Raw genomic sequence first — 19,976 nt, 5'->3', positions numbered from 1 at the left:
GATGATTTTTTATTTCGTTACTTCCACCCATTTGCCGGGGGCGTAGGCGTGGATGCTATTGTCGTACATCGCTTCGCAACTGGTGGCGGGCAGGTAATATCGGCCCAGGTAAGATGCGTTGAGGAGTACATTGTACGTATGCGTTTTGTTTTCTTCAATGTTAAAGAAGGTGTACACACGATCATCCCGGATGTCCATATAAGTAGAGGGGGAGTTGTGGAAGGCGCTATCGTTTTCCAGTAGACGGGTGTTCAGGATTTCCCAACCGGAGGGGAATACCTGTGCTAGCGCCATTTGCTCGTAATAGCCTCTTTTGCCGGGGTTCCTCACGGTTACTGTAGCCATGAAATCTGTACCCTGCTTCAGTGTGGTGGGGTCCAGTGGGCGACCGTCTCGGGTGCTGTAGCGCACATTGAGTTGCAGGATATCTGGTTTGTCTGGGATCACGGGTTCCTGGCCTGCCTCGGGCTGGCCCTGGAGAATGAGGCGGGCGTAGAGCAGGTTGGCACCGTTGTTCTGCATGCTTACGTTGCCGCTGGCACCGTTGAAGGTTACAGGTATCTGCGATATGTAGGTGTTTTTACTGTTTACACTGCCTTTTACGCCGTTTAGCGTGTAACTGAAATTCATATTGCTGCCTCCGCTGTTGGTACCGCAATATTTAGCAATGGCGATCAATGCATAGGCCGTGGTTTGGGTACTGTACCAATAATCCTGGGAGAGCGATGCGGCGATCTGCGTGACCAGGCCAGCGGCCTGGCTACGTTTACCCATTAACGTGAGTGTTTCCAATATCATGGCTTTATCCCGCACATCGGAGCCAAAGGTGCCGCCCATTTGTGTGTAGGGTTTCACGTCTATGCCCAGGCCTGCCACCAGGCTGTTTGCGGCTTCAGACTGGCCGGCCAGTTTGTAGGCGGCGGCTAGTTTCCACTTCGCGGGAACAGAGAGGTATTTAAATTCCTTCAAACGGTTCATAGCGCCTAGTTCTGGCGCTTTTGCCATCGCCAGCAGGTAAAGGCGGTAGGCCTGTACCAGATCGCCACCGTAGAAATTGTAACTATTAGGCGCCCAGGTTACGGCTTTATTGCGTTGGTACTTCTTCCATTGGTCCAGCATGCCGGGGGGAAGAGTATAACCTTTATCCTGCGCTTCCAGCAGGAAGTTGCCGGCATAGTTGGTGCCCCACTCGTCTGAGTTAGCATAGCCTGGCCAGTAACTCAGGCCGCCGTCACTGGTTTGGAAGCCTTTGAGGCGGGTTATGCCGGCCTTGATATTGCGATCTATTTCCGCTTTCTGCGATTCCTTCACTTCCATCAATTGAGGGAGCGATAGTTGCGGAAATACGGCGGAGGTAGTTTGCTCCACGCAGCCGTAAGGATATTCAATGAGATAGTTTAGTCGTTTGCCCAGGTTTAGCGAAGGGATGGTAGATACTTCCAGCACACCCTTATTGGTACCCGCCATGCCGATGGGGCTGAAAGCCGTGTTCCAGGCGGCATGCGGCTGCAGGTTATTTTCCAGGATGTTGGTCATCACCGGATTTGGATTGCGCACATTCAGTGCTACCTCTTCGTTGGCCTGTTCTGCGTTGCTGCTGGCGGTCACCTTGAATTTGGCCAGGCCGGTTTGGGCTTTCACCTTCACTTCGAAATACACCACCTGTTCACCCGGTTGTGGGAAGGTTACGGTTTTAGTGTGCTCGCCAATAACTTCCAGCAGGGGGCTGGTAGCCAGGGTAACACTGGCGTTATGAATATTTTTTTCCAGTCCGAATACAGTGACGGGCAGTTGAATGCTTTCGCCCGGACCCAGTACGCGGGGGGCTGAGGTGAGTAGCATGAGTGGTTTTTTCACCGCTGCTGTTTTTTCGGCGGAGCCGTAAGCGCCATCCTGGCCTGCTACTACCATCACTTTTACAGAACCGATGTAAGGCGGTAATTTAAAGGAATGAGTAGCCGTTTGCCCACTTTTGAGGTAGAAGGGGCCCAGGTATTTCACCACGGGTTTAAAGCGGTTGGCTTTGGCAGCGCTGGCGTTGCGGTTCAGGCCTTCGTCGCCGCCTATGCTGAGTATGCGTTCCAGGTCGCCGCCCCATGCGCCGATCACGTAATCAAAAATATCCCAGGTTTTAACGCCGAGGGCTTCCCGGGCGTAGAACACGCCGTGGGGGTCTGGCGTTTGGAAGCGGGTAAGGTCCAGCAGGCCTTCATCTACCACGGCCACGGTGTAGGTCATGGCCTTACCGGTGGCTTCCGATACCTTGATGGTGGCATTGTCTTCCGGCCGTAAAGTGGCTGGCATGGCGATTTGCGGCTTTAGAACGGTATTAGGATCTTCAATATTAATAGGTATGGTGCCGTACATGCGGATGGGCAGGTCGTTCACGGTTTGGGCATGCGGTTGCAGCAAGCTTACATTCACGTAAATATTGGGCGCCATACCACTTTCCGCGTTGAATTTGTAGATGGTTTCCTTATCGTCTGTATTCACCCACGTAGTTTTAATCACCTTACTGCCAGACTCTATGCTCACCAGGGCGCGGCCACCTTTGCTACTTGGGATAGTGAGGGTGATGGGGTCGCCCACTTTGTAGGTGGTTTTGTCGGAGGTGAATACCAGCATGGAAGCCTCTGCCGGGTTTTCCTGCTGCACACGTTCTGCCCAGCCGGGGTAATCGATGTATACAGACTGGCCGGTAATATGGCCACTTTCCAGGTCTTTCACCCTTACCAGGAAACGACCCCAGTTAGGACTTTTAACCATTAAATTATAGGTGCCTTTGCCATTGTTGAGCGCAATGGTTTGCTTTTCCAGCAACTGGTTGTAGCTGTCGGTGGTGAAGTTGCTAAAATCATTTTCCGTATCATCCCACCACCAGCGCCAGTGCAGCCGGTAAAGGGTTACTTCCACATTGTGATTGCCAGCAATGAGGTTGCCATTGTCGTCTACATTCACGATGCTGACAGGATGCGGCTGATCGGTGAGTAGCATGCCGGTGGTGCGCTCGCCTTCAGGTAGCTTGATGCCTGCGTAAGAGGAGAACGGATGATAAGGCAGGGAGAAATGATCGATGCTGAAATCTCCGCCGGGTTCAAATACTTTCACTTCAAAATTGGCCTTCAGCATACCCGGGGCTACGTTGCCTAGGGGAAAATCTGCTTTTATGGTGGCGCTGCCCCCATCATTCAGGGGACCTTCAAAAATGGTTTTGTTTTCCGTTTCAAATTTGGCCACAGGGTCGTCGAATTTGTAACCATCCCATTTTTCAAAGTGGGTATTTTGTGCGCTGAGGGCCACGTCTACCTTAGCTTTCAGGTTTTGCGCGGTAGCGCCAAACAGCCATTGCGCGTTGAGGGTACCGGTGGTACCGCCATTTACTTTGGTCAGTACGTTCTGAGCGCCGAAGTTTAAATTTATTTTTAAGCGGTTAGGCTTTACGGTTTCTATTTTCAGGTTTTTGGTGAAAGTGGCTCCGCCTACCTGCACCTTTGCCGTCCAGTTGCCGGTAGGATCGTCGGCACCGGTAGCGGTAGAGAAATTGTAAAAGCCGTTGAGCGAATTATGTTGACTAATGCGTTTGTACAACTGGCCCTGCGGGGTATACAGTTCTAACGTTACAGGATGATTTTCGGGCAGTTTCTTGTCTTTGTCTTCCAGTACAAAGGTGAGGAAAAGCGAATCGCCGGGCCGCCATACGCCCCGTTCTCCATATAAAAATCCTTTGATGCCGCTTTGTATTTCTGCGCCCTTTACATCAAAACGGCTCAGGGGCAGGGAGCTGCCATCGTCTAATTTCAGGTAGCCACGTTCACTGTCTTTTTTGGCAATGAGCAGGTAGGGCGTACGTTTAAGGTCGAAGGTAGCCAGGCCGTCTCCATCGCTTTTGGTTTTAAAGATCACCTGGTTTTGGTAGTCCAGCAGTTCCAGTTCCACCCCAATCAGTGGTTTGGTATCGCGGATGTCGGTTACGGCTACGAGCATACTATTGTCGTTTCCGCGTTTGGCGATCAGGCCAATGTTGGACGCGATGATATTTCGCGACGCCCAGCGGTCTTTGTTGTAATAGGAGTTGGTGCAGGGATCGTCTTTATCCCGCCATTTATAACCGTAAGGATAATAGCTATCGTAGCGGCGCCAGAAGCCATCGTCTTCATCTAATTTTTCTCCGTAGTAGTCGTAATCTTCGTAGTCGTCTTCGTCATCGTTATTACTGTTTTTCCGGGTAATAGAGTCGGCGGCCGTGCAGCTGGTGAGGGCGTAAGACTTGCGGAAACCGATGGTCACGCGGTAAATGGCACCGGGTTCGGTTTGCAGTATCTTTTCCAGGTCCAGGTAAAAGCGGTTTTTCTTGTGCAGGTTCAAAGACTTGTCGGTATCCAGGTTCACGGTTTTTTCCACGATGGGCCGGGCTACGCGGCGGAGATCTTCTGCACCGTCTAGCGTATTGCGCTGGAGGTATTGGGGAATATTGTTTTCATAGATCTTGATGATGGTAACATCCACTGCTTTTAGGTTCACAGCTTCAAAGGGCATTACCAGTTTGCTGCTTTGTGGCAGGATTACGCCTTTGCCGGGTATGGTAACGCTGGGCAGGGTGTTTTCGAAGTTCACGTTGGCAGACCAGGGGGCGGCCAGTTTTTTATCAGAAATATTGAGAATGCCTTCGGCAATGTTAACGGTGTAATTGCCTTCCAGGCGTTCGGCAGCGTATACGCTTACCTCACTGCCGTTGATGGTGTAACGCAGGTCTGTAGCGTTGCTAATGCTGATCATGCCTTCGAGGCTTTGCGACATGCTAAGGGGGTCGGAAAATTGTACCAACAGGTGCTGTTCCGGCTCGCTTTCGGCGCGTACGTCGAGTATCTTGAAATCGCCAATGGCCGGCACTTCCACGGCTTTCTGGTCGTGGGTTTCTATGTTCAACGGCTTGCCGTCCCAATGGAGGCCCAGGGGTTGGGCGCTGCTGCCACGCTGTATGTTGCTGATGGTAAAGGTGGAAAGACGCGCTGCGGGGTTGTGCTGCCAGGTAATGGCGGACATGGAGCCCGGATAATTTATTTTAAGGAGTTGTTCAATTTTTTGAGGGTCTTCCACATCTGCCGTAAAGATCTGGCCGGAGAAGGTCATTTTTTCGAGCGAGTTATTGTCGGCAGCCTTCAATCCATTTAGGTTAATAGAGAAGGCGGGTTTGATGACACGGAAACTGAAGTCGAATGTTTTCAGTGCGGAGGGTACCTCGGCTACTTTGCCCAAGTTAAAAGACACGTCGTAATCCTTGCCTGGTTGCAGGTTTTCGTCGGGGCGAAATTCGATGGTGGTAGCATCTACCCAATATGCCTTGCCTTTTATGTTGGGTGAAAAATCGAAGAGGGATCTATCTACCGGCTCATTATTGGTATGCGAAACGTTCACGCCGTCGGCCAGTTGGATGCGCACCGTACTTTGTTTGGAAATAACGCCAGTAGTATAGGCTTCCACATATTTGGCAAATTCAGGATTGATGGTTTTTCGTGGCCGTTTACAACTTTGGGAAACGGTTACGAATGCTATTAGTACAAGTAGGGCCAGGATGAGTGGCCTTTTGGGTGAACGCATAAGCTATGGAGGTTTTTAATAAAAATGATTGCGGATAAAGTTAAGTGGAAAATGGCAAGTTTGATCGTAAATCTATGTAATTAACTGATGGAGAAAAGGAAACTATTATTGTAAGGCACCCCACCTATCTTTTGATAGTGGGTGCCTGATTTATACCTGGTGGCCTTTATCCAATCGCAGGAATTTATCTACACTGGCAGGCAATTCTTCGAGGTAATGGGTAACAAAGATCAGCGTTACCGGCAGTACGTCGCAGAGGGATGCAATTACTTGTTTGAAGTGTTCTTTCTGTTTGGCATCGAGGCCCTGGAAGGGTTCATCAAAAATCAGCAGGGGTGGGTTTTTCACGAGCGCACGGGCCAGCAGGGCAATGCGCTGAATGCTTTCCGGCACCTGTTTGAATGGCTGGTTGGCATATTGATCAATGTCCAGCACTTTCATCCATCCCATTGCTATATCGAGTTGTTCTGGCGTGTTGCCCCGCAGTGCGCCAATGGTGTCGTGAAAGCCGGAGGCTACGATCTGTAGGCAGTGGGCCTGGGACGTAAAATACTGATGCAGTTCCGGCGACACAAAGCCAATACGGCGCTTAATGTCCCAGATGCTTTCCCCGCTGCCTCGCTGGCGGTCGAAGAGGGAAATGTTGTTGGCGTAGGACTGGGGGTTGTCTGCATTAATAAGACTGAGCAAGGTAGACTTGCCCGCGCCATTGGGGCCTAGTAAAGCCCATTTGTCATTGGGCAAAATTGTCCAGTTAATGTTTTGCAGGATCTGCGCTTCACCATAGGTAACATGTACATCCTTCATGTCCACAATGGTGTGAAAGTGCTCGCGGGGGGCGTGTGCAGTAAGTTGCAATACGAGGTCTTTGTCGAATGAGGGCAGGGCGGCGCTATTATTGGTGGGATGGGGCATGGCCAGGTATTCGCTGCGTGTATACGTACCAGCTACTTTTCCATCGTCCAGGGTAAGTACGTGGGTGATCATGTCTGGTATTTCCTGGGGGCTGGTTACCAGGAATACGGTGGTACCCAGGCCAATAATATGGTTAATCATTTCCTGGAAATCCTTGCGGGCCTGCACGTCCAGCCCAATGAAAGGATTATCCAGCATAAGCAGCCGGGGTTTTTGTAGCAGGGCGTAAGCAATCATAGTACGGCGGGTTTCGCCATTAGATAATTTGATCAGCTCCTTGTGTAGCAGGGATGGAATACGCAGGGGAGTGAGCCATTCCATGGTGGCGGCGTCTACGGGGGCGTCGCCAAACAGATAGGTCTGTACCGTGGGAGCGTCCTGCGCATCGGAGCTATTGAACCGCTGCTGATAGTAAAAGTCGGAGGTATGGGAAAGATTTTTAAACTGGTGATGATGGCTTACGGTGGCCAGTAGGCGGCGGTAATTGAAATAGGGATCCTCTTGAGGATGGGTGGCTATGAAGTCGTCGTAGAAGTGATAGCGGATGGTACCGTTAATGACATTGAACCTGCCCGCAATAGTGTTTAGCAGGGCAGACTTGCCAGCGCCGCTGCTACCCATGATGGCCCAATGCTGGCCTTTTTCCACCTGCCAAGAGAGGTCGTGGAAAAGGGTATTGTCGAGATGGCGAACCGTTATATGTTCAAGCGTCAGAAAAGGATGGATCATACGATTATATTTTTATCAAACTGCCGGTGTAAAAATAGGGACTGGGCCGGGAAGCCGTACTTTTTTTTTGAACGCAGGTTCCACTCATCAAACCCTGGGAAAGGGGTGTTGTGCCGCACTGGTGGCGCATTTGCCGCAGGCTAAAATCCGCTGTTCAACAGCTGTTTCCTCCCATCCCTAAAATTTGGTAGAAGTGGGGCTGCCTATTACTTTTATACCCAATCAAAACCTATATAGCTTATGAGGAAGCAATGGATGCTACCCGGCTTGCTGGCCTGCTCACTCCTGGGTAGTGCGCAAACGCTGGTACAACGAGACCCCGTGATTGCGCAAATGGTGTCGCAGGTAAATGCAGACAGCTTACATAGCTACATCCTGCAACTGGTAAAGTTTGATACCCGCAGTACTATCAGCACCATTACAGACACCCGGAGGGGCATTGGCGCTGCCCGCAACTGGGTGCTGCATAAAATGGAATCTTTCGCAGGTCCGTCCAAAGGCCGTCTTACGGTGAAACTGGATACCACCACCTATGCTGCCGATGGCAAGCGCGTGGATACTTCCATTAGCCTGGGCAATGTAGTGGCCACCCTTAAAGGCACCGATCCGCATGATCCCCGCATTTACGTGATTAGCGGGCACTTGGACAGCCGGGTGACCAATGTGATGGACCGGGTACACACTGCTCCCGGTGCTAACGACGATGGCAGCGGAACTGCCGCCGTAATAGAACTGGTGCGAGTAATGAGCCAGCAGTCTTTTCCCGCCACCATTATATTTGTAACGGTTAGTGGCGAGGAGCAGGGCCTGCTGGGTGCTACCTTCATGGCCAAAAAAGCAAAGGAGGAGCACTGGCAGATAGATGCTATGCTGAACAATGATATCATTGGCCAAAGCACATCCAGCCAAACCCTGCTCAGCGATAATACTAAAGTGCGGGTATTCAGTGAAGGTATTCCCGCCACGGCAGATGAGGCGTTGATAAAGCGTATCAGAAGCTATGGTATGGAAAACGATAGCAAAAGCAGGCAACTGGCCCGTTACATCAAAGAAACCAGCGAGCGTTATGTAGATCAACTGGAAGTAAAGCTGGAATACCGGGCAGACCGTTTCCTGCGCGGGGGCGACCATTCGCCCTTTCAGCAGCAGGGATTTACGGCGGTGCGAATAACTGAAATGAACGAGAACTTTCAACGCCAGCACCAGGACCTGCGCACGGAAAACGGGATTGTTTACGGCGACCTGCCGGAGTACGTGGATTATGAATACCTGCGCAAGAATGCCGCTATGAACCTCGCCGTACTGGCCAACCTTGCCAGCGCGCCCGCAGCGCCGGAGGATGTGAAGATAGATGTGAAAGAACTCACTAATTTCAGCAGCCTTAGCTGGTCCGCACCCAAATACGGGAAGGCAAAAGGATATTACCTGCTGATGCGGGAAACATCCAGCCCGGTGTGGCAAAAGAAATTCTATACTACGCAAACCAACATGCGCCTGCCTTACTCTAAAGACAACTATTACTTTGCCGTGCAGGCGGTGGGGGAAGGTGGCCAGGAAAGCCTGGCCGTGTTTCCGGAAGTGGGCCGCTAAATATGATGCGTTTGAAAAAATAAAGCCCCGGGCATGTGTGCCCGGGGCTTTTCAGTACATTCGGCTTTCCAAAAATGAACAAGGATGAACTGGACGGTAAAATCTTTTGATGAATTGACGGCGGCAGCGTTGTATCACATCCTGCACCTGCGCGCGGCGGTATTTGTGGTGGAGCAACACTGCCCTTACCAGGACATGGACTATGCCGACCAGCAGGCACTGCACCTCATGGGTACGCTGGAAGGCGACCTGGTGGCTTATACGCGCTTGTTTGCCCCCCATGTCAAATATCCGGACAAGGCCAGCATAGGGCGCGTGGTAACAGCTTCCAGCGTGCGGGGTACGGGCGCAGGGCGCAAGCTCATGGAAGCGTCTATCCGGGTAGTGGAAGAGCGTTTTGGCAAGGTGCCGATCAAGATCGGTGCGCAGCAGTATCTGACAAAATTTTATCAGTCGCTGGGCTTTGTGCAAAGCAGCGAAATGTACCTGGAAGATGGCATTCCCCATATTGAAATGGTGAGGGAATAGCGCCAAGGTTTTTACACTAAAGCGCCCGGGCGGTAGATGTGGCGCGCAAGGTTATCGTCGGGGGATTTGTTTTTTCTTATCCGCTTTTTTCTTCGGAAATTTTGGAACGGCAATTTTGTACAGCGGTATCACATACGATATTGTGTACTGCATATCAAATTGAGATTTTTTATTGCCGGTACCGTAACCGGGTATCACCAGCGGAGGAAAGGCGCTGCCAGCTACATCGTTAATCATGATGCGCTCATGGATGCTCCAGCCCATAAAAAAGTTTTGCAGGATCTCTGCTTTAAAGCCCAGCAAAAGTTCTATCCAGTGTACGTTTGCGCTGGTGCGGGGATAGCTGCCTTTAATGTTATCGCCATTGGCGCTCCAATAGTTGCTGTAGATCGTGTAGGTGGGAATTTCATAACTCATATGGGCAAAGCCATACCGCGCCCCACCATAAAACATATGCTTTTCTAAGGGGTTATTTCGTTTCAGAAAGTTTTTATCTACACCAATGGAAATAAATTCTCCCCTGCCTTTATAGGTATAATTACTATCGCTGTGGGAGGTATTGTTAAAGCCTGCTTCCATGGCCAGGTAAAGGTCTGGCTTCCAGCGGATGTCGGCGGCAATGTTAATGTCGGTACGATAGGGTTGGAAAAACTTCACTACAAAGCGGCTAATGTCCAGGCCAATGCGGAGGCCTGCGGGTACCATCACCATACTGTCTGCTGCAGTGAGTACTGGTTTTTTGTTGTGCACGGTATCGCGGGCGGCGGCGCCGTGGTGGGTGGTATCGCGTATCGCGGTGCGGGGGGCCGTATCTGCAGGTAATTTACGTATAGCCGTATCCGTTACTGGAAGGCTGTCGTGGGTCAGCAGTTGTTGTTTGCGCTTGCTGGAGTCCAGGCTTACCGGCGGCTTATACTGCGATTTATTTATCTGTGCTTGCACGCCTACGGTCGTCAGCAGGCAGAGGAGCATGCTAAAAGTATAACGTAACGTGCGTATCATTGGTCGTTGTGATCTGAGGTTGTAAAAGACGTAAAGAATCTACTGAGTGATGTGTGCAGGTTACCGACGTCAGTCCGAAGAAGGTGGTAAAGCCGCAGCCGGCAGAAACAAAGTGTGGGCTACGGGTATAGATAAGGGTGAGCGTATCTGCTTTGGAGGTGGAGTCTGCCTGCACATAAAACGCGGAGGTATCGTGCAGCGGGTCCAGGGTGAGGGTGGCGTAGGTAACATCACGGGTTTTACGGTAAATGCTGTCTTTACCCAGTGCATAAATGGTACACTTGGGAAGGGCGGTATCTATCTGCGAATCGGTGCTGTCTATATCGTGGCGGAAGTTCATTTTGAAGTCGCTGCGCAGCGTCTGATCGCACACTTTCGTCTGGTCTTCACAGGCCAGGAACAACAGCGGCAATAGCAATACATACCAGTATGATTGTATAAATTTTATAAAGCGCATGGGTATAACTATTAAGCACAACCCGTAAAAGAGCCAGGCTCCTTTACGGGTCGATTTGCCCGGCAAACCTATGATTTTAATTCAACTCTTTCTTCAGAAAAATGGCGGTATGGCTTCCCGGGCATTCGGCCACCACTTCCGGGGTGCCGGTGCAAAGGATGGTGCCGCCGCCGTCGCCGCCTTCGGGACCCAGGTCCACCAGGTAGTCGGCCATTTTGATCACGTCGAGATTATGTTCTATTACCAGAACGGTGTTACCGCGTTCCACTAGTTTATGGAGAACGTCCAGCAGCAATTGTATGTCCTGGAAATGCAAACCGGTGGTAGGCTCGTCGAGGATGTAGATGGTTTTGCCGGTATCCTTTTTAGACAGTTCGGTGGCCAGCTTTACGCGCTGGGCCTCGCCGCCGCTAAGGGTTACGGCACTCTGGCCGAGTGTGATATAACCCAGGCCTACGTCTTGCAGGGTTTTTACCTTGCGGTAAATGTAGGGCACAGGCTGGAAAAAGTCTACCGCCTCGTCTACCGTCATGTCCAGCACATCGGAAATAGATTTGCCTTTATAGCGGATTTCCAGTGTTTCTCGGTTATAGCGACGGCCATTGCATTTTTCGCAATGTACATACACGTCTGGCAAAAAATTCATTTCAATCACGCGCATGCCGCCTCCTTCACACACATCGCAGCGGCCACTTTTCACATTGAAGGAAAAACGGCCTGCGTTATATCCACGGATCTTGGCTTCGGGTACGGAGGCAAACAGGGTGCGGATGTCTGTGAAAAAACCGCAGTAGGTAGCCGGGTTACTGCGGGGTGTGCGCCCAATGGGCGACTGGTCTATTTCTATTACCTTATCTATATGTTCCAGGCCTTTCACGCTTTTGTAGGGCATGGGCGGCGTTTTGGAATCGTAGCAGTGCTGGGAAAGAATAGGGTACAGCGTTTCATTGATCAGGGTTGATTTTCCACTGCCCGATACGCCGGTCACGCAAATGAAGGTACCCAGGGGCAGCTTCAGGTGTACGTTTTTCAGGTTATTGCCGGAGGCCCCTTTTATTTCCAGGAAGTTGCCATTGCCTTTTCGGCGGGTGTCTGGCACTATGCCGGAGCGTTTGCCGTTCAGGTATCCAGCGGTGGGCGTATCCAGCAATTGAATTTCGGCTGGCGTACCCTGGCCAATGATGGAGCCGCCGTGTATGCCGGCGCCAGGTCCAATATCTACCAGGTGATCTGCATGCAGCATAATGTCTTTGTCATGCTCCACTACAATTACCGTATTGCCCATTTCTTTAAGATTGCGGAGGGCGGCAATCAGTTGCATATTATCGCGTTGATGCAGGCCTATGCTAGGTTCGTCCAGGATGTAGGTGATGCCCATTAGTTGAGAACCAATCTGGGTGGCCAGGCGGATGCGCTGGCTTTCGCCGCCGCTCAGGGAGCGGGTGGGCCGGTTCAGGGTAAGGTAGGCCAGGCCTACATTCAGCAGGAAGCCGGTACGTTCACGGATTTCTTTGAGAATATCTTTGGCAATGAGGTTTTGCTGTTTGCTGAGGCGCAGCTCCAAATCTTTGAACCAGGCGGCCAGTTTGTCCAGGTTCAGGTTGCTCACTTCGGAAATATGTTTGCCATCTATTTTAAAGTAAAGACTCTCTTTGCGCAAGCGGGAGCCATTACACACCGGGCAGGTATCCAGCCGCATAAAGCTTTCGGCCCAGGAGCGTACCTGTTCGGAAGACGTATCGCTAAAATAGCGGCGCACCATGTTTACCACCCCTTCGTAATCGGTGGCGTAGGTGGTGGCTGGCTCATTTTCTTCAAACGCAATTTCCATATCTGGCGATCCGTTTTCATCGCCAAACAGTAGCAGGTTCATGGCCTTGTCAGACAATTTTTCGACGGGGGCCGTGAGGGAAAATTTATATTTGCGCGCCAGGGCGGCCACTTGTTTAAACGTAAAGGTGTCGCGGGCCTCTCCTAGTGGGGCCAGGGCGCCATCGTTAATAGACAGGGTTTTGTCTGGCAGGATGGCGTCCATATTGATCTGGTAAATGGTACCCAGTCCTTTGCAGCGCGGGCAAGCCCCGTAGGGCGAGTTAAAGGAAAACGTATTGGGCGACGGCTCTTCGTAGGAAATGCCGGTGTCTTCGCACATTAATTGTTTGCTGTACTGGCTCAGTTTGTTGGTATCGTTGTCTAACACAAATAGCAGGCCCTTGCCCAAGGTGAGCGCTTTCTGAACGCTCTGGGTAATACGTACCCGCGCATCTTCCGCTACCTGGATGCGGTCTACCACTAGCTCAATATCGTGTATCTTATAACGGTCTACCTGCATGCGCTCCTTCATGTCGAGGATTTCGCCATCTACCCGTACTTTGAGGTAGCCCTGTTTGCGCAGTTGCTCAAATAGTTCACGGTAATGTCCTTTACGACCACGGATGAGGGGGGCCAGGACGACCAATTTTTTCTTCGCGTAGTTTTTAAAAATGTGTGCGATGATTTCCTCTTCAGAAAAACGGGTCATGCGCTTGCCGGTGTTGTAGGAGTAAGCTTCGCCAATGCGGGCGTAAAGCAGGCGCATGAAATCGTAGATCTCTGTAATGGTGCCTACTGTGGAGCGCGGGTTTTTGTTGGTCGTCTTTTGTTCTATGGAAATTACAGGACTGAGGCCGGTAATTTTATCTACATCCGGCCTTTCCATATCGCCAATAAACTGGCGGGCGTAGGCGGAAAAACTTTCCATATAGCGACGCTGGCCTTCTGCATAAATGGTGTCGAAGGCGAGGGACGACTTGCCGCTGCCGCTGATGCCAGTGATGACCACCAGCTTATTTTTGGGCAACTGCAAATCCAGGTTTTTCAGGTTATGCTCGCGTGCGCCAATAATCTCAATCTGCTCCTCCTGGATAGCGGCGGGAACTGGGTTCCGTTGCTTGTTTTGTTTTGCCATTCTCTTGAAAATCGATAGTCGAAATGTGAGTATCGAAAGTAACGATTTTTCGGGGGATTGAGCGTGTGATGTGGGCATCCGGTCAATGGCGCTTTACATAACGCCCACCTTGCTAGATGCGCCGGGTGTTTTTCGGGTATTATAGGGGAAAAATCTTTTTTACACCCGGTAGAGAGATGGGTTATAGTGAATAGGCGATATAAAAAACCCGGATACCGTATGAAGGTAGCCGGGCCTTTTTTATGCTGCTATTTTATTATCCTTTGTACTTTTTAAACACAACGATGGCATTATGCCCGCCAAAGCCGAAAGTGTTGCTCATGGCCACGTTTACCTCGCGTTGCTGGGCGGTGCCCAGGGTGAGGTTCAGGTGTTGCGGAATATCATCGGCAATCACCTGGGTGTTGATGGTGGGTGGGATGATATTATCCTGCGTGGCTTTGATGCAGGCAATGGCTTCGATGGCGCCGGCGGCACCAAGCAGGTGCCCGGTCATAGACTTGGTGGCGCTGATATTTATTTTGGGGGCCAGCTCGCCAAAAAGGCTGGAGATGGCTTTTAATTCGCTGATGTCTCCTACCGGGGTGGAGGTGGAGTGGGCATTAATATAGTCTACGTCTGCCAGGGTAAGGTCTGCATCCTCAATGGCTTCCTGCATACCCAAGCGCGCACCCAGGCCTTCAGGGTGGGTAGCGGTGAGGTGATAGGCATCGGCAGTCATAGCACCGCCTACCATTTCGCCGTAAATTTTGGCACCGCGGGCAATGGCATGGTCGTAATCTTCCAGTACGATTGCGCCAGCGCCTTCGCCCATTACAAAACCTTCCCGGTTGGCATCATAAGGACGGGAGGCCGTGGAAGGATCTTCGTTGCGGGTAGAGAGGGCTTTGATCGCGTTGAAACCGGCAATGCCGGCGCGGGTAATGGGGGCCTCAGAGCCGCCGGCAATGATGGCCTTGGCCTTGCCCAAACGGATATAGTTAAAAGCGTCTACCAGGGCACTGCTGGAGGATGCGCAGGCAGATACGGTACAGAAGTTAATGCCCATGAAACCGTACTTCAGCGCAATCTGGCCGGCAGCGATGTCGGAGATCAACTTAATAATAAAGAAAGGGGAGAATTTCGGGACAAAATTATTGTTCTGGAATTCAATGATTTGCTCTTCAAAAGTTTGCATACCACCGTTGCCGGAGGCCCAAATCACACCGATCTTGGTCTTATCTATACCTGCTTCGGTGAGGCGGGCGTCTTCCACTGCTTCGGAAGCGGCCACCATGGCGTATTGAGTGAACTGGTCCATCTTGCGGGCTTCCTTTTTTTCGACAAATTTTTCAATATCGAAATCTTTCAGCTCGCAAGCGAATTTGGTTTTAAATTCCGTAGGGTCGAATTTTGTGATTGGGCCGGCTCCTCCTTTGCCTGCCTTCAGGTTGTTCCAGAAAGTATTTACATCATTCCCGATCGGTGTTAGTGCCCCTAGTCCGGTGATCACTACTCTTCTCAGTGTAACAGTTCGCATATTATTTGATCCTTTAAAAAAAGTTTGAGCCGCAAATTTACACTTTATCTTATCATTATGCATATTCATAATGATAATACCATATATCTTCTGCTGGGATATAGAAAAAAGAGGCGCCCGTTCTTTGTGTCGGGCCGCAGCTAAACACAAAGAACGGGCGCCAGTGCCAGGTAGGTGGGCGTTAAACGGCCACCGGCAGGGCTTCTGGAATTTTGCGGGTACGTTCCCGTAGAAAAATGATTACCGCTTCGTCACTCTCAAACCGGTTGTTAAGGTTCACAAAATGGCGGGCCAGCAGGTCGTAACGTTTGCGCATGAGCCATGCAAAAACATGGAGGAAGTGGATGCCATCAAATATGATAGCGTCGTTGTCTATGTATTCCTGAAGGGTTTTCTTAAAGTACACCGGGTGTTCTGTCCAATGCATGGAAGGTTTAATATGGTGGCTGATATGGTAGCCGTCGTTCCAGCACTTATGGTTATACTTTGTATTGATGCAGGTAATACTGTTCGTGTAAGGATTTTCTGGCGTAGCGGGATTGATGAAGGCATGCTGGGCCCAATTGCCCAACATCATAACAACGCGGGAGATCAGGAAAGGCAGAATGAACACGCAAAGGGTAGCAGGCCAGTTGACGAAGCAAAGGCCTATGCATACGGCGTAGAAAATAAGCTCTCCCCTTACCAGGCGGGAAAAAAGTTTGTTACGCTGTTTGCGCAGGAAGTAGCGGGCCAGATCGTACACGCCAGCTACTACGAAGCTGCCCAGGTAGCGGGAAAAACTGCGGAGAGAATCGCGCTGATAGTCCATGGTGCTGCTTTCATCTTCCGGCATATTGTTTTCCGGATGGTGCATGCCTATATGATGAGTGTAATAGGTTTCCGGCGTTTGTCCAAACAGCGGACCCAGTACCCAAGGGAGGTAGTGATTGAGGAAACTGTATTCTTTTTTGAAGAATACCCGGTGGCTGGTGCAGTGCAACATAAGGCCAAAGGGGCCTTTGAAAACAAAGTTATTAAAGAACTGATAGGCAATGGCGGCGGTCCACCACATACCATTGTTCATGCCCGGAATGAACATAATGATGGCCAAAGGCCATAGGGTAAAGGTTATACGGATGCTTAGGTACACAAAAGGAAGGTCGCGTGGATCGCGAATAAGTTTCAACAAAAGCTTGTCCATTGCAGATGGTAAGACAGCGGAATTGTACACCGGATCGGTGGTGTGGGTGAATGATTTCATGAAAATAAATTACAGTGGTGACAATTTACCGGACCTCCGGAAATAGTAAGTAGTTTGCTAAGCTTCAGTACGCGTTCAAGATAAATCCTTTATATGGGATAAAAAACCGTATGGCGGGCAATAAATTGGCGAAAGGCAAATAGTGTGCAGGGGCGTGGCTTTGGGCCCTGTTAATGTTTTTACAAATTTTCCTAGGGGAGAAAAAGCATCAATTATTTTGCGGTTTGTAAATATTTCCTATTTTTGCGCTCCCTTCACGGGAATTTTCGGTGAGATGCCTGAGTGGCCGAAAGGAACGGTTTGCTAAACCGTCGTACGGGTCAAACTGTACCGAGGGTTCGAATCCCTCTCTCACCGCAAGCTTTAAAATTAAGCCTTCAAGTCTTTAAATTTGAAGGCTTTTTTGTGTTCGAAATTTTATTGTATGTTGTGGATGCAAGTGATCATACTTGCAGATTTTAACCCGTGTATAAATCCTGAAATACTCCCTGTATCATGAAATGGTTATCCCTTTTTATTGTTTGGTTATGCTTGTTTGTTCCGCAAGGTGTGCGAGGGCAAATTGATGTTAAAACCGATCCGCGTATTGCGCCGCTCCTAAGGCAAGCTGCAAATGGGCAGTCAGACTTAGTGATATTTGGCAGGAAGCCAGCATCTAATATGTATGTGAACATAGCGGTGCTGGATAATACGAATAGGAGGCTTTTCTGGTTTACTTGTTATGGAGCCGCTTATGATTCTGCCAAATTACAGGAGACAGAATATACTAAAATAGCGTCTAACACTATTGATCCTTTTAGTTTTTACAAGGAATTATGCCTTGAAAATGAGGTGTATCTGGATGAAGCAGTGACGGAATACAGGAAGCTAGGTAAACTGGCTTTAAAGGATACAAGTTACAATCGCCGGATCGTTTACAATTCTGTTTCTGTTCATTCTGCACAAAGCACATTGCAACAGTTAATGGCCATAGAAAATCTTTTTTAAAAGCAATATCTAAAATTATGTTTGTTTAACAGCCCATCTCCTTCATCATTATTGAGGAATGATGGATTTCTGCTTCGTAAGTCCCTGGCTGGAAAAATGCTGAGTAAGCCTGATACAACTATTTGTTATGCTACATCTCCGTTGGGTCTTATTGCTAAGATCGTGTTGTGTAGACAAGATTCTTTAAAAATGCTTGTTTATGACGGGCAGGACCATGTTGTAGATAGTATGCCATTGAAACCGGGGAAACATGCATCTTTGTTAAAATCGAAAGATGATGTATTTCTGCTATATAGAGGTTGGCTGGAACTGCAAAGCCAGCATGTGCAGGAAGCGTTACGCCAAACAAAAGTCTTGCTTCATCGGCAAGATACCAGTTTGTATATTCAAGCTTACCTGCTAGAAAACAGGAGGCAATTGCTATTAGCAGCGGAGAGTCTAAAGTCTCGGCAGCAGGATATTGAGCGTAAGATAAGTGTCTTGATATTGCCTGACAAGGAAATGGTGGAGCATATGCTTCAAAATGCTTATCCAGATCCGGTTACTGAGATTACTTATTTATCGGGAGGAATGGGGTTTGCTTATATGGTAAGCCATAAGCGGGGTGAAAAGGTATATGAACTTTCCAATCATCTTGGAAATGTAGTGGCTACCGTGAGTGATAAAAAAGTGGGATTGGATAATGGTGATGGTGTAGTAGTGTTCTATAATGTTGATGTTGTAAATTCCACTGATTATTATCCGTTTGTCTCTTTACTACCGGGGCGAGTATATAGTTTAAACAATGAATATCGGTATGGATTTAATGGGAAAGAGGATGACAACGAGGTTAAAGGCGATGGTAATCAACAAGACTATGGGGCAAGGATTTACGATCCAAGGCTCGGGCGCTTTTTAAGTGTAGATCCCATAACTGCGCAATATCCACAGCTTACTCCTTATCAATTTGCAAGTAATGGTCCAATAGACGGGATAGATTTGGATGGCCTGGAACGGCTAGATTATCGACTTACAATGAAAAAGGGCGGTCATACCCAACTTACATTTGTATCATCTGGCCCAACTCATTACGGATTTCTTCAGTGGTTTGAGAAGATACCCCAATATTATAGAGTAGAATATAATGGCAATCATTATTTTTTTAGCGCTGGTGCGAATAAAGGAGGTAATATATTTGAGACATATTATTCAATAAAGAGTCTAAATGAGTTTATCGTAAATCCTCATCCAGAGAATTTAGTTTCAGAGGAGCAGAGTCAACGTGATTTTTGGACGGAAATGCTCGGCCGGACTGCCATAGGATTAACTGCTGAAATTTCTAATAGGGCAATTGGTAATGTAAATAGTATTCAATGGAGAGGTCGTTACACATCGTTACCTCATTCCGAGCCGGAGATTGCTGTTAATGAAAGCCGGCTTCTGGGGCGTGAAGTTATAGTCGATGAAAATCTTTCTCCAAGTATTGTTAAAGACCTTGAAAAAGACGGATTTAATGTCAAGAGTTTGCCCAAAAGCACATCTGATGAAGATATTATTGCGTATGCAAAAAAAATAATTCTATAGTCCTTACAAATAATATTAAGGATTTTAGAAAACAAGGGGTTACCGCCATCAAGGTCACTAAGACTCAACAGGAAAATTTTTCGGTAATCGCTCCTTTAATGAGAGGTGTAGATAATGCTGTAAAAGAAAATCCAGCTATAGCTACTCCCGGAAATATTATTTCTTTGGCGAATCCATCACAAAAAAAATAATTTGTAGTGAAATTTATTGAGCGTAATAATAATAGAGGATTTGGTCAGCCTGTTATCGTTAACAGGAGATTAACCGTTTTGGATGCCATTTTTAATGCAAAAATATCAGTTAGTATTAATACATTTCTAAGTGATTTTGATCTTAAGATTGAGGAGCTTAAGTCGGCTGTGGAATATTGTGAGGCGAGAAGATGTAAGGAAATGACAAATAAAACTGATAAATATTGTAACGGCTGTATACTGAGAAGTGTTGCCGATGGATGGAAATCAATAAAAGATGATTTTTGGGAGAAGGATGGAATATTTATTTCAAAAGATGACCAAACTATCATTTTGTCCTCTTTAGAGGAGGCGGATGAAGATGAGTTTGGTATCATGGGATGGGTAATTGCTGAAGAAGTACACGCGAAGATTATTGATGCAGATCTATAATAGTATAATTAGTGGTGAAAGGATTAGGTTATTAAAATCCATTTATCAACAATCGATTATGAGTATTTGGATGATGCGGTTAGCCATGAGGATTCTTTGTTAAAATAAAATTACCACTTTGTTAATGTGTAGATGCATAAAACGGTATTATGCGTAATAGACTAAATTATTGGCAGAAGATGTATTGACCCCCTAAATGGCTGGACTAAATTATTAAATCAATTTAGTCACTTAAATTTAGGGTACTATGGCAAAACAACGCAGAAGCTTTTCAG

At 48.7% G+C, this 19,976-nt stretch carries 12 protein-coding genes and 1 tRNA gene; 6 read left to right on the top strand and 7 right to left on the bottom strand.

Annotated features, from left to right (window positions below):
- Positions 1-9: 9 nt before the first annotated feature.
- Entirely contained in the window at positions 10-5,598 is a 5,589-nt protein-coding gene (locus tag GA0116948_RS10285; protein ID WP_089711805.1) for an alpha-2-macroglobulin family protein, read from the bottom strand.
- 150 nt (positions 5,599-5,748) lie between these two features.
- Positions 5,749-7,242 carry an ATP-binding cassette domain-containing protein gene (locus tag GA0116948_RS10280; RefSeq protein WP_089711804.1) on the bottom strand — a complete coding sequence of 498 codons (1,494 nt, stop codon included), beginning with the start codon at positions 7,240-7,242 and terminating at the stop codon, positions 5,749-5,751.
- A 240-nt stretch (positions 7,243-7,482) separates the two neighbouring features.
- Here GA0116948_RS10280 and GA0116948_RS10275 point away from each other — a divergent pair, with 240 nt between their 5' ends.
- Together GA0116948_RS10275 and GA0116948_RS10270 are read left to right on the top strand one after the other, a co-directional pair.
- Complete coding sequence (locus GA0116948_RS10275; RefSeq protein WP_089711802.1) at positions 7,483-8,832, top strand: M20/M25/M40 family metallo-hydrolase; 1,350 nt, start codon at positions 7,483-7,485, stop codon at positions 8,830-8,832.
- Positions 8,833-8,916: 84 nt separating this feature from the next.
- Complete coding sequence (locus tag GA0116948_RS10270) at positions 8,917-9,360, top strand: GNAT family N-acetyltransferase (protein ID WP_089711800.1); 444 nt, start codon at positions 8,917-8,919, stop codon at positions 9,358-9,360.
- A 51-nt stretch (positions 9,361-9,411) separates the two neighbouring features.
- Here the strand turns inward: GA0116948_RS10270 and GA0116948_RS10265 are convergent, their stop codons facing one another.
- The 5 genes from GA0116948_RS10265 to GA0116948_RS10245 form a co-directional block, all read right to left on the bottom strand.
- Positions 9,412-10,362, bottom strand: a complete 951-nt coding sequence (locus GA0116948_RS10265) for a DUF6048 family protein (protein ID WP_123891704.1) — start codon at positions 10,360-10,362, stop codon at positions 9,412-9,414.
- Positions 10,334-10,819, bottom strand: a complete 486-nt coding sequence (locus GA0116948_RS10260) for a DUF6452 family protein (RefSeq protein ID WP_089711796.1) — start codon at positions 10,817-10,819, stop codon at positions 10,334-10,336. Before GA0116948_RS10260 ends, GA0116948_RS10265 begins: the two co-directional genes overlap by 29 nt.
- A 76-nt stretch (positions 10,820-10,895) precedes the next feature.
- Positions 10,896-13,766, bottom strand: a complete 2,871-nt coding sequence (gene uvrA, locus GA0116948_RS10255; protein ID WP_089711794.1) for an excinuclease ABC subunit UvrA — start codon at positions 13,764-13,766, stop codon at positions 10,896-10,898.
- Between the two features lie 256 nt (positions 13,767-14,022).
- Complete coding sequence (gene fabF, locus GA0116948_RS10250) at positions 14,023-15,285, bottom strand: beta-ketoacyl-ACP synthase II (protein WP_089712124.1); 1,263 nt, start codon at positions 15,283-15,285, stop codon at positions 14,023-14,025.
- A gap of 181 nt (positions 15,286-15,466) precedes the next feature.
- Positions 15,467-16,528 carry a fatty acid desaturase family protein gene (locus GA0116948_RS10245; protein WP_089711792.1) on the bottom strand — a complete coding sequence of 354 codons (1,062 nt, stop codon included), beginning with the start codon at positions 16,526-16,528 and terminating at the stop codon, positions 15,467-15,469.
- 268 nt (positions 16,529-16,796) lie between these two features.
- Here GA0116948_RS10245 and GA0116948_RS10240 point away from each other — a divergent pair.
- From GA0116948_RS10240 to GA0116948_RS10225, 4 genes are all read left to right on the top strand, one after another.
- Positions 16,797-16,885: transfer RNA gene (locus GA0116948_RS10240), tRNA-Ser, on the top strand.
- Positions 16,886-17,023: 138 nt separating this feature from the next.
- Positions 17,024-17,515, top strand: a complete 492-nt coding sequence (locus GA0116948_RS10235) for a hypothetical protein (protein ID WP_089711790.1) — start codon at positions 17,024-17,026, stop codon at positions 17,513-17,515.
- 21 nt (positions 17,516-17,536) lie between these two features.
- Positions 17,537-19,078 carry an RHS repeat-associated core domain-containing protein gene (locus GA0116948_RS10230; RefSeq protein ID WP_123891703.1) on the top strand — a complete coding sequence of 514 codons (1,542 nt, stop codon included), beginning with the start codon at positions 17,537-17,539 and terminating at the stop codon, positions 19,076-19,078.
- A 197-nt stretch (positions 19,079-19,275) separates the two neighbouring features.
- On the top strand, positions 19,276-19,701 hold the full coding sequence (locus tag GA0116948_RS10225) for a DUF433 domain-containing protein (RefSeq protein WP_089711786.1): 426 nt from the start codon (positions 19,276-19,278) through the stop codon (positions 19,699-19,701).
- The last annotated feature ends 275 nt before the right edge of the window (positions 19,702-19,976 follow it).

It is taken from the genome of Chitinophaga costaii (assembly GCF_900094705.1).
In the GTDB taxonomy this organism is placed as follows: Bacteria; Bacteroidota; Bacteroidia; order Chitinophagales; family Chitinophagaceae; genus Chitinophaga; species Chitinophaga costaii.
This window is presented reverse-complemented; position numbering and strand designations above follow the sequence as displayed.

Coding starts and splice junctions, on each gene's coding strand:
- GA0116948_RS10285 (WP_089711805.1), bottom strand. CDS start 5,598: ATGCGTTCACCCAAAAGGCCACTCATCCTGGCCCTACTTGTACTAATA.
- GA0116948_RS10280 (WP_089711804.1), bottom strand. CDS start 7,242: ATGATCCATCCTTTTCTGACGCTTGAACATATAACGGTTCGCCATCTC.
- GA0116948_RS10275 (WP_089711802.1), top strand. CDS start 7,483: ATGAGGAAGCAATGGATGCTACCCGGCTTGCTGGCCTGCTCACTCCTG.
- GA0116948_RS10270 (WP_089711800.1), top strand. CDS start 8,917: ATGAACTGGACGGTAAAATCTTTTGATGAATTGACGGCGGCAGCGTTG.
- GA0116948_RS10265 (WP_123891704.1), bottom strand. CDS start 10,362: ATGATACGCACGTTACGTTATACTTTTAGCATGCTCCTCTGCCTGCTG.
- GA0116948_RS10260 (WP_089711796.1), bottom strand. CDS start 10,819: ATGCGCTTTATAAAATTTATACAATCATACTGGTATGTATTGCTATTG.
- uvrA (WP_089711794.1), bottom strand. CDS start 13,766: ATGGCAAAACAAAACAAGCAACGGAACCCAGTTCCCGCCGCTATCCAG.
- fabF (WP_089712124.1), bottom strand. CDS start 15,285: ATGCGAACTGTTACACTGAGAAGAGTAGTGATCACCGGACTAGGGGCA.
- GA0116948_RS10245 (WP_089711792.1), bottom strand. CDS start 16,528: ATGAAATCATTCACCCACACCACCGATCCGGTGTACAATTCCGCTGTC.
- GA0116948_RS10235 (WP_089711790.1), top strand. CDS start 17,024: ATGAAATGGTTATCCCTTTTTATTGTTTGGTTATGCTTGTTTGTTCCG.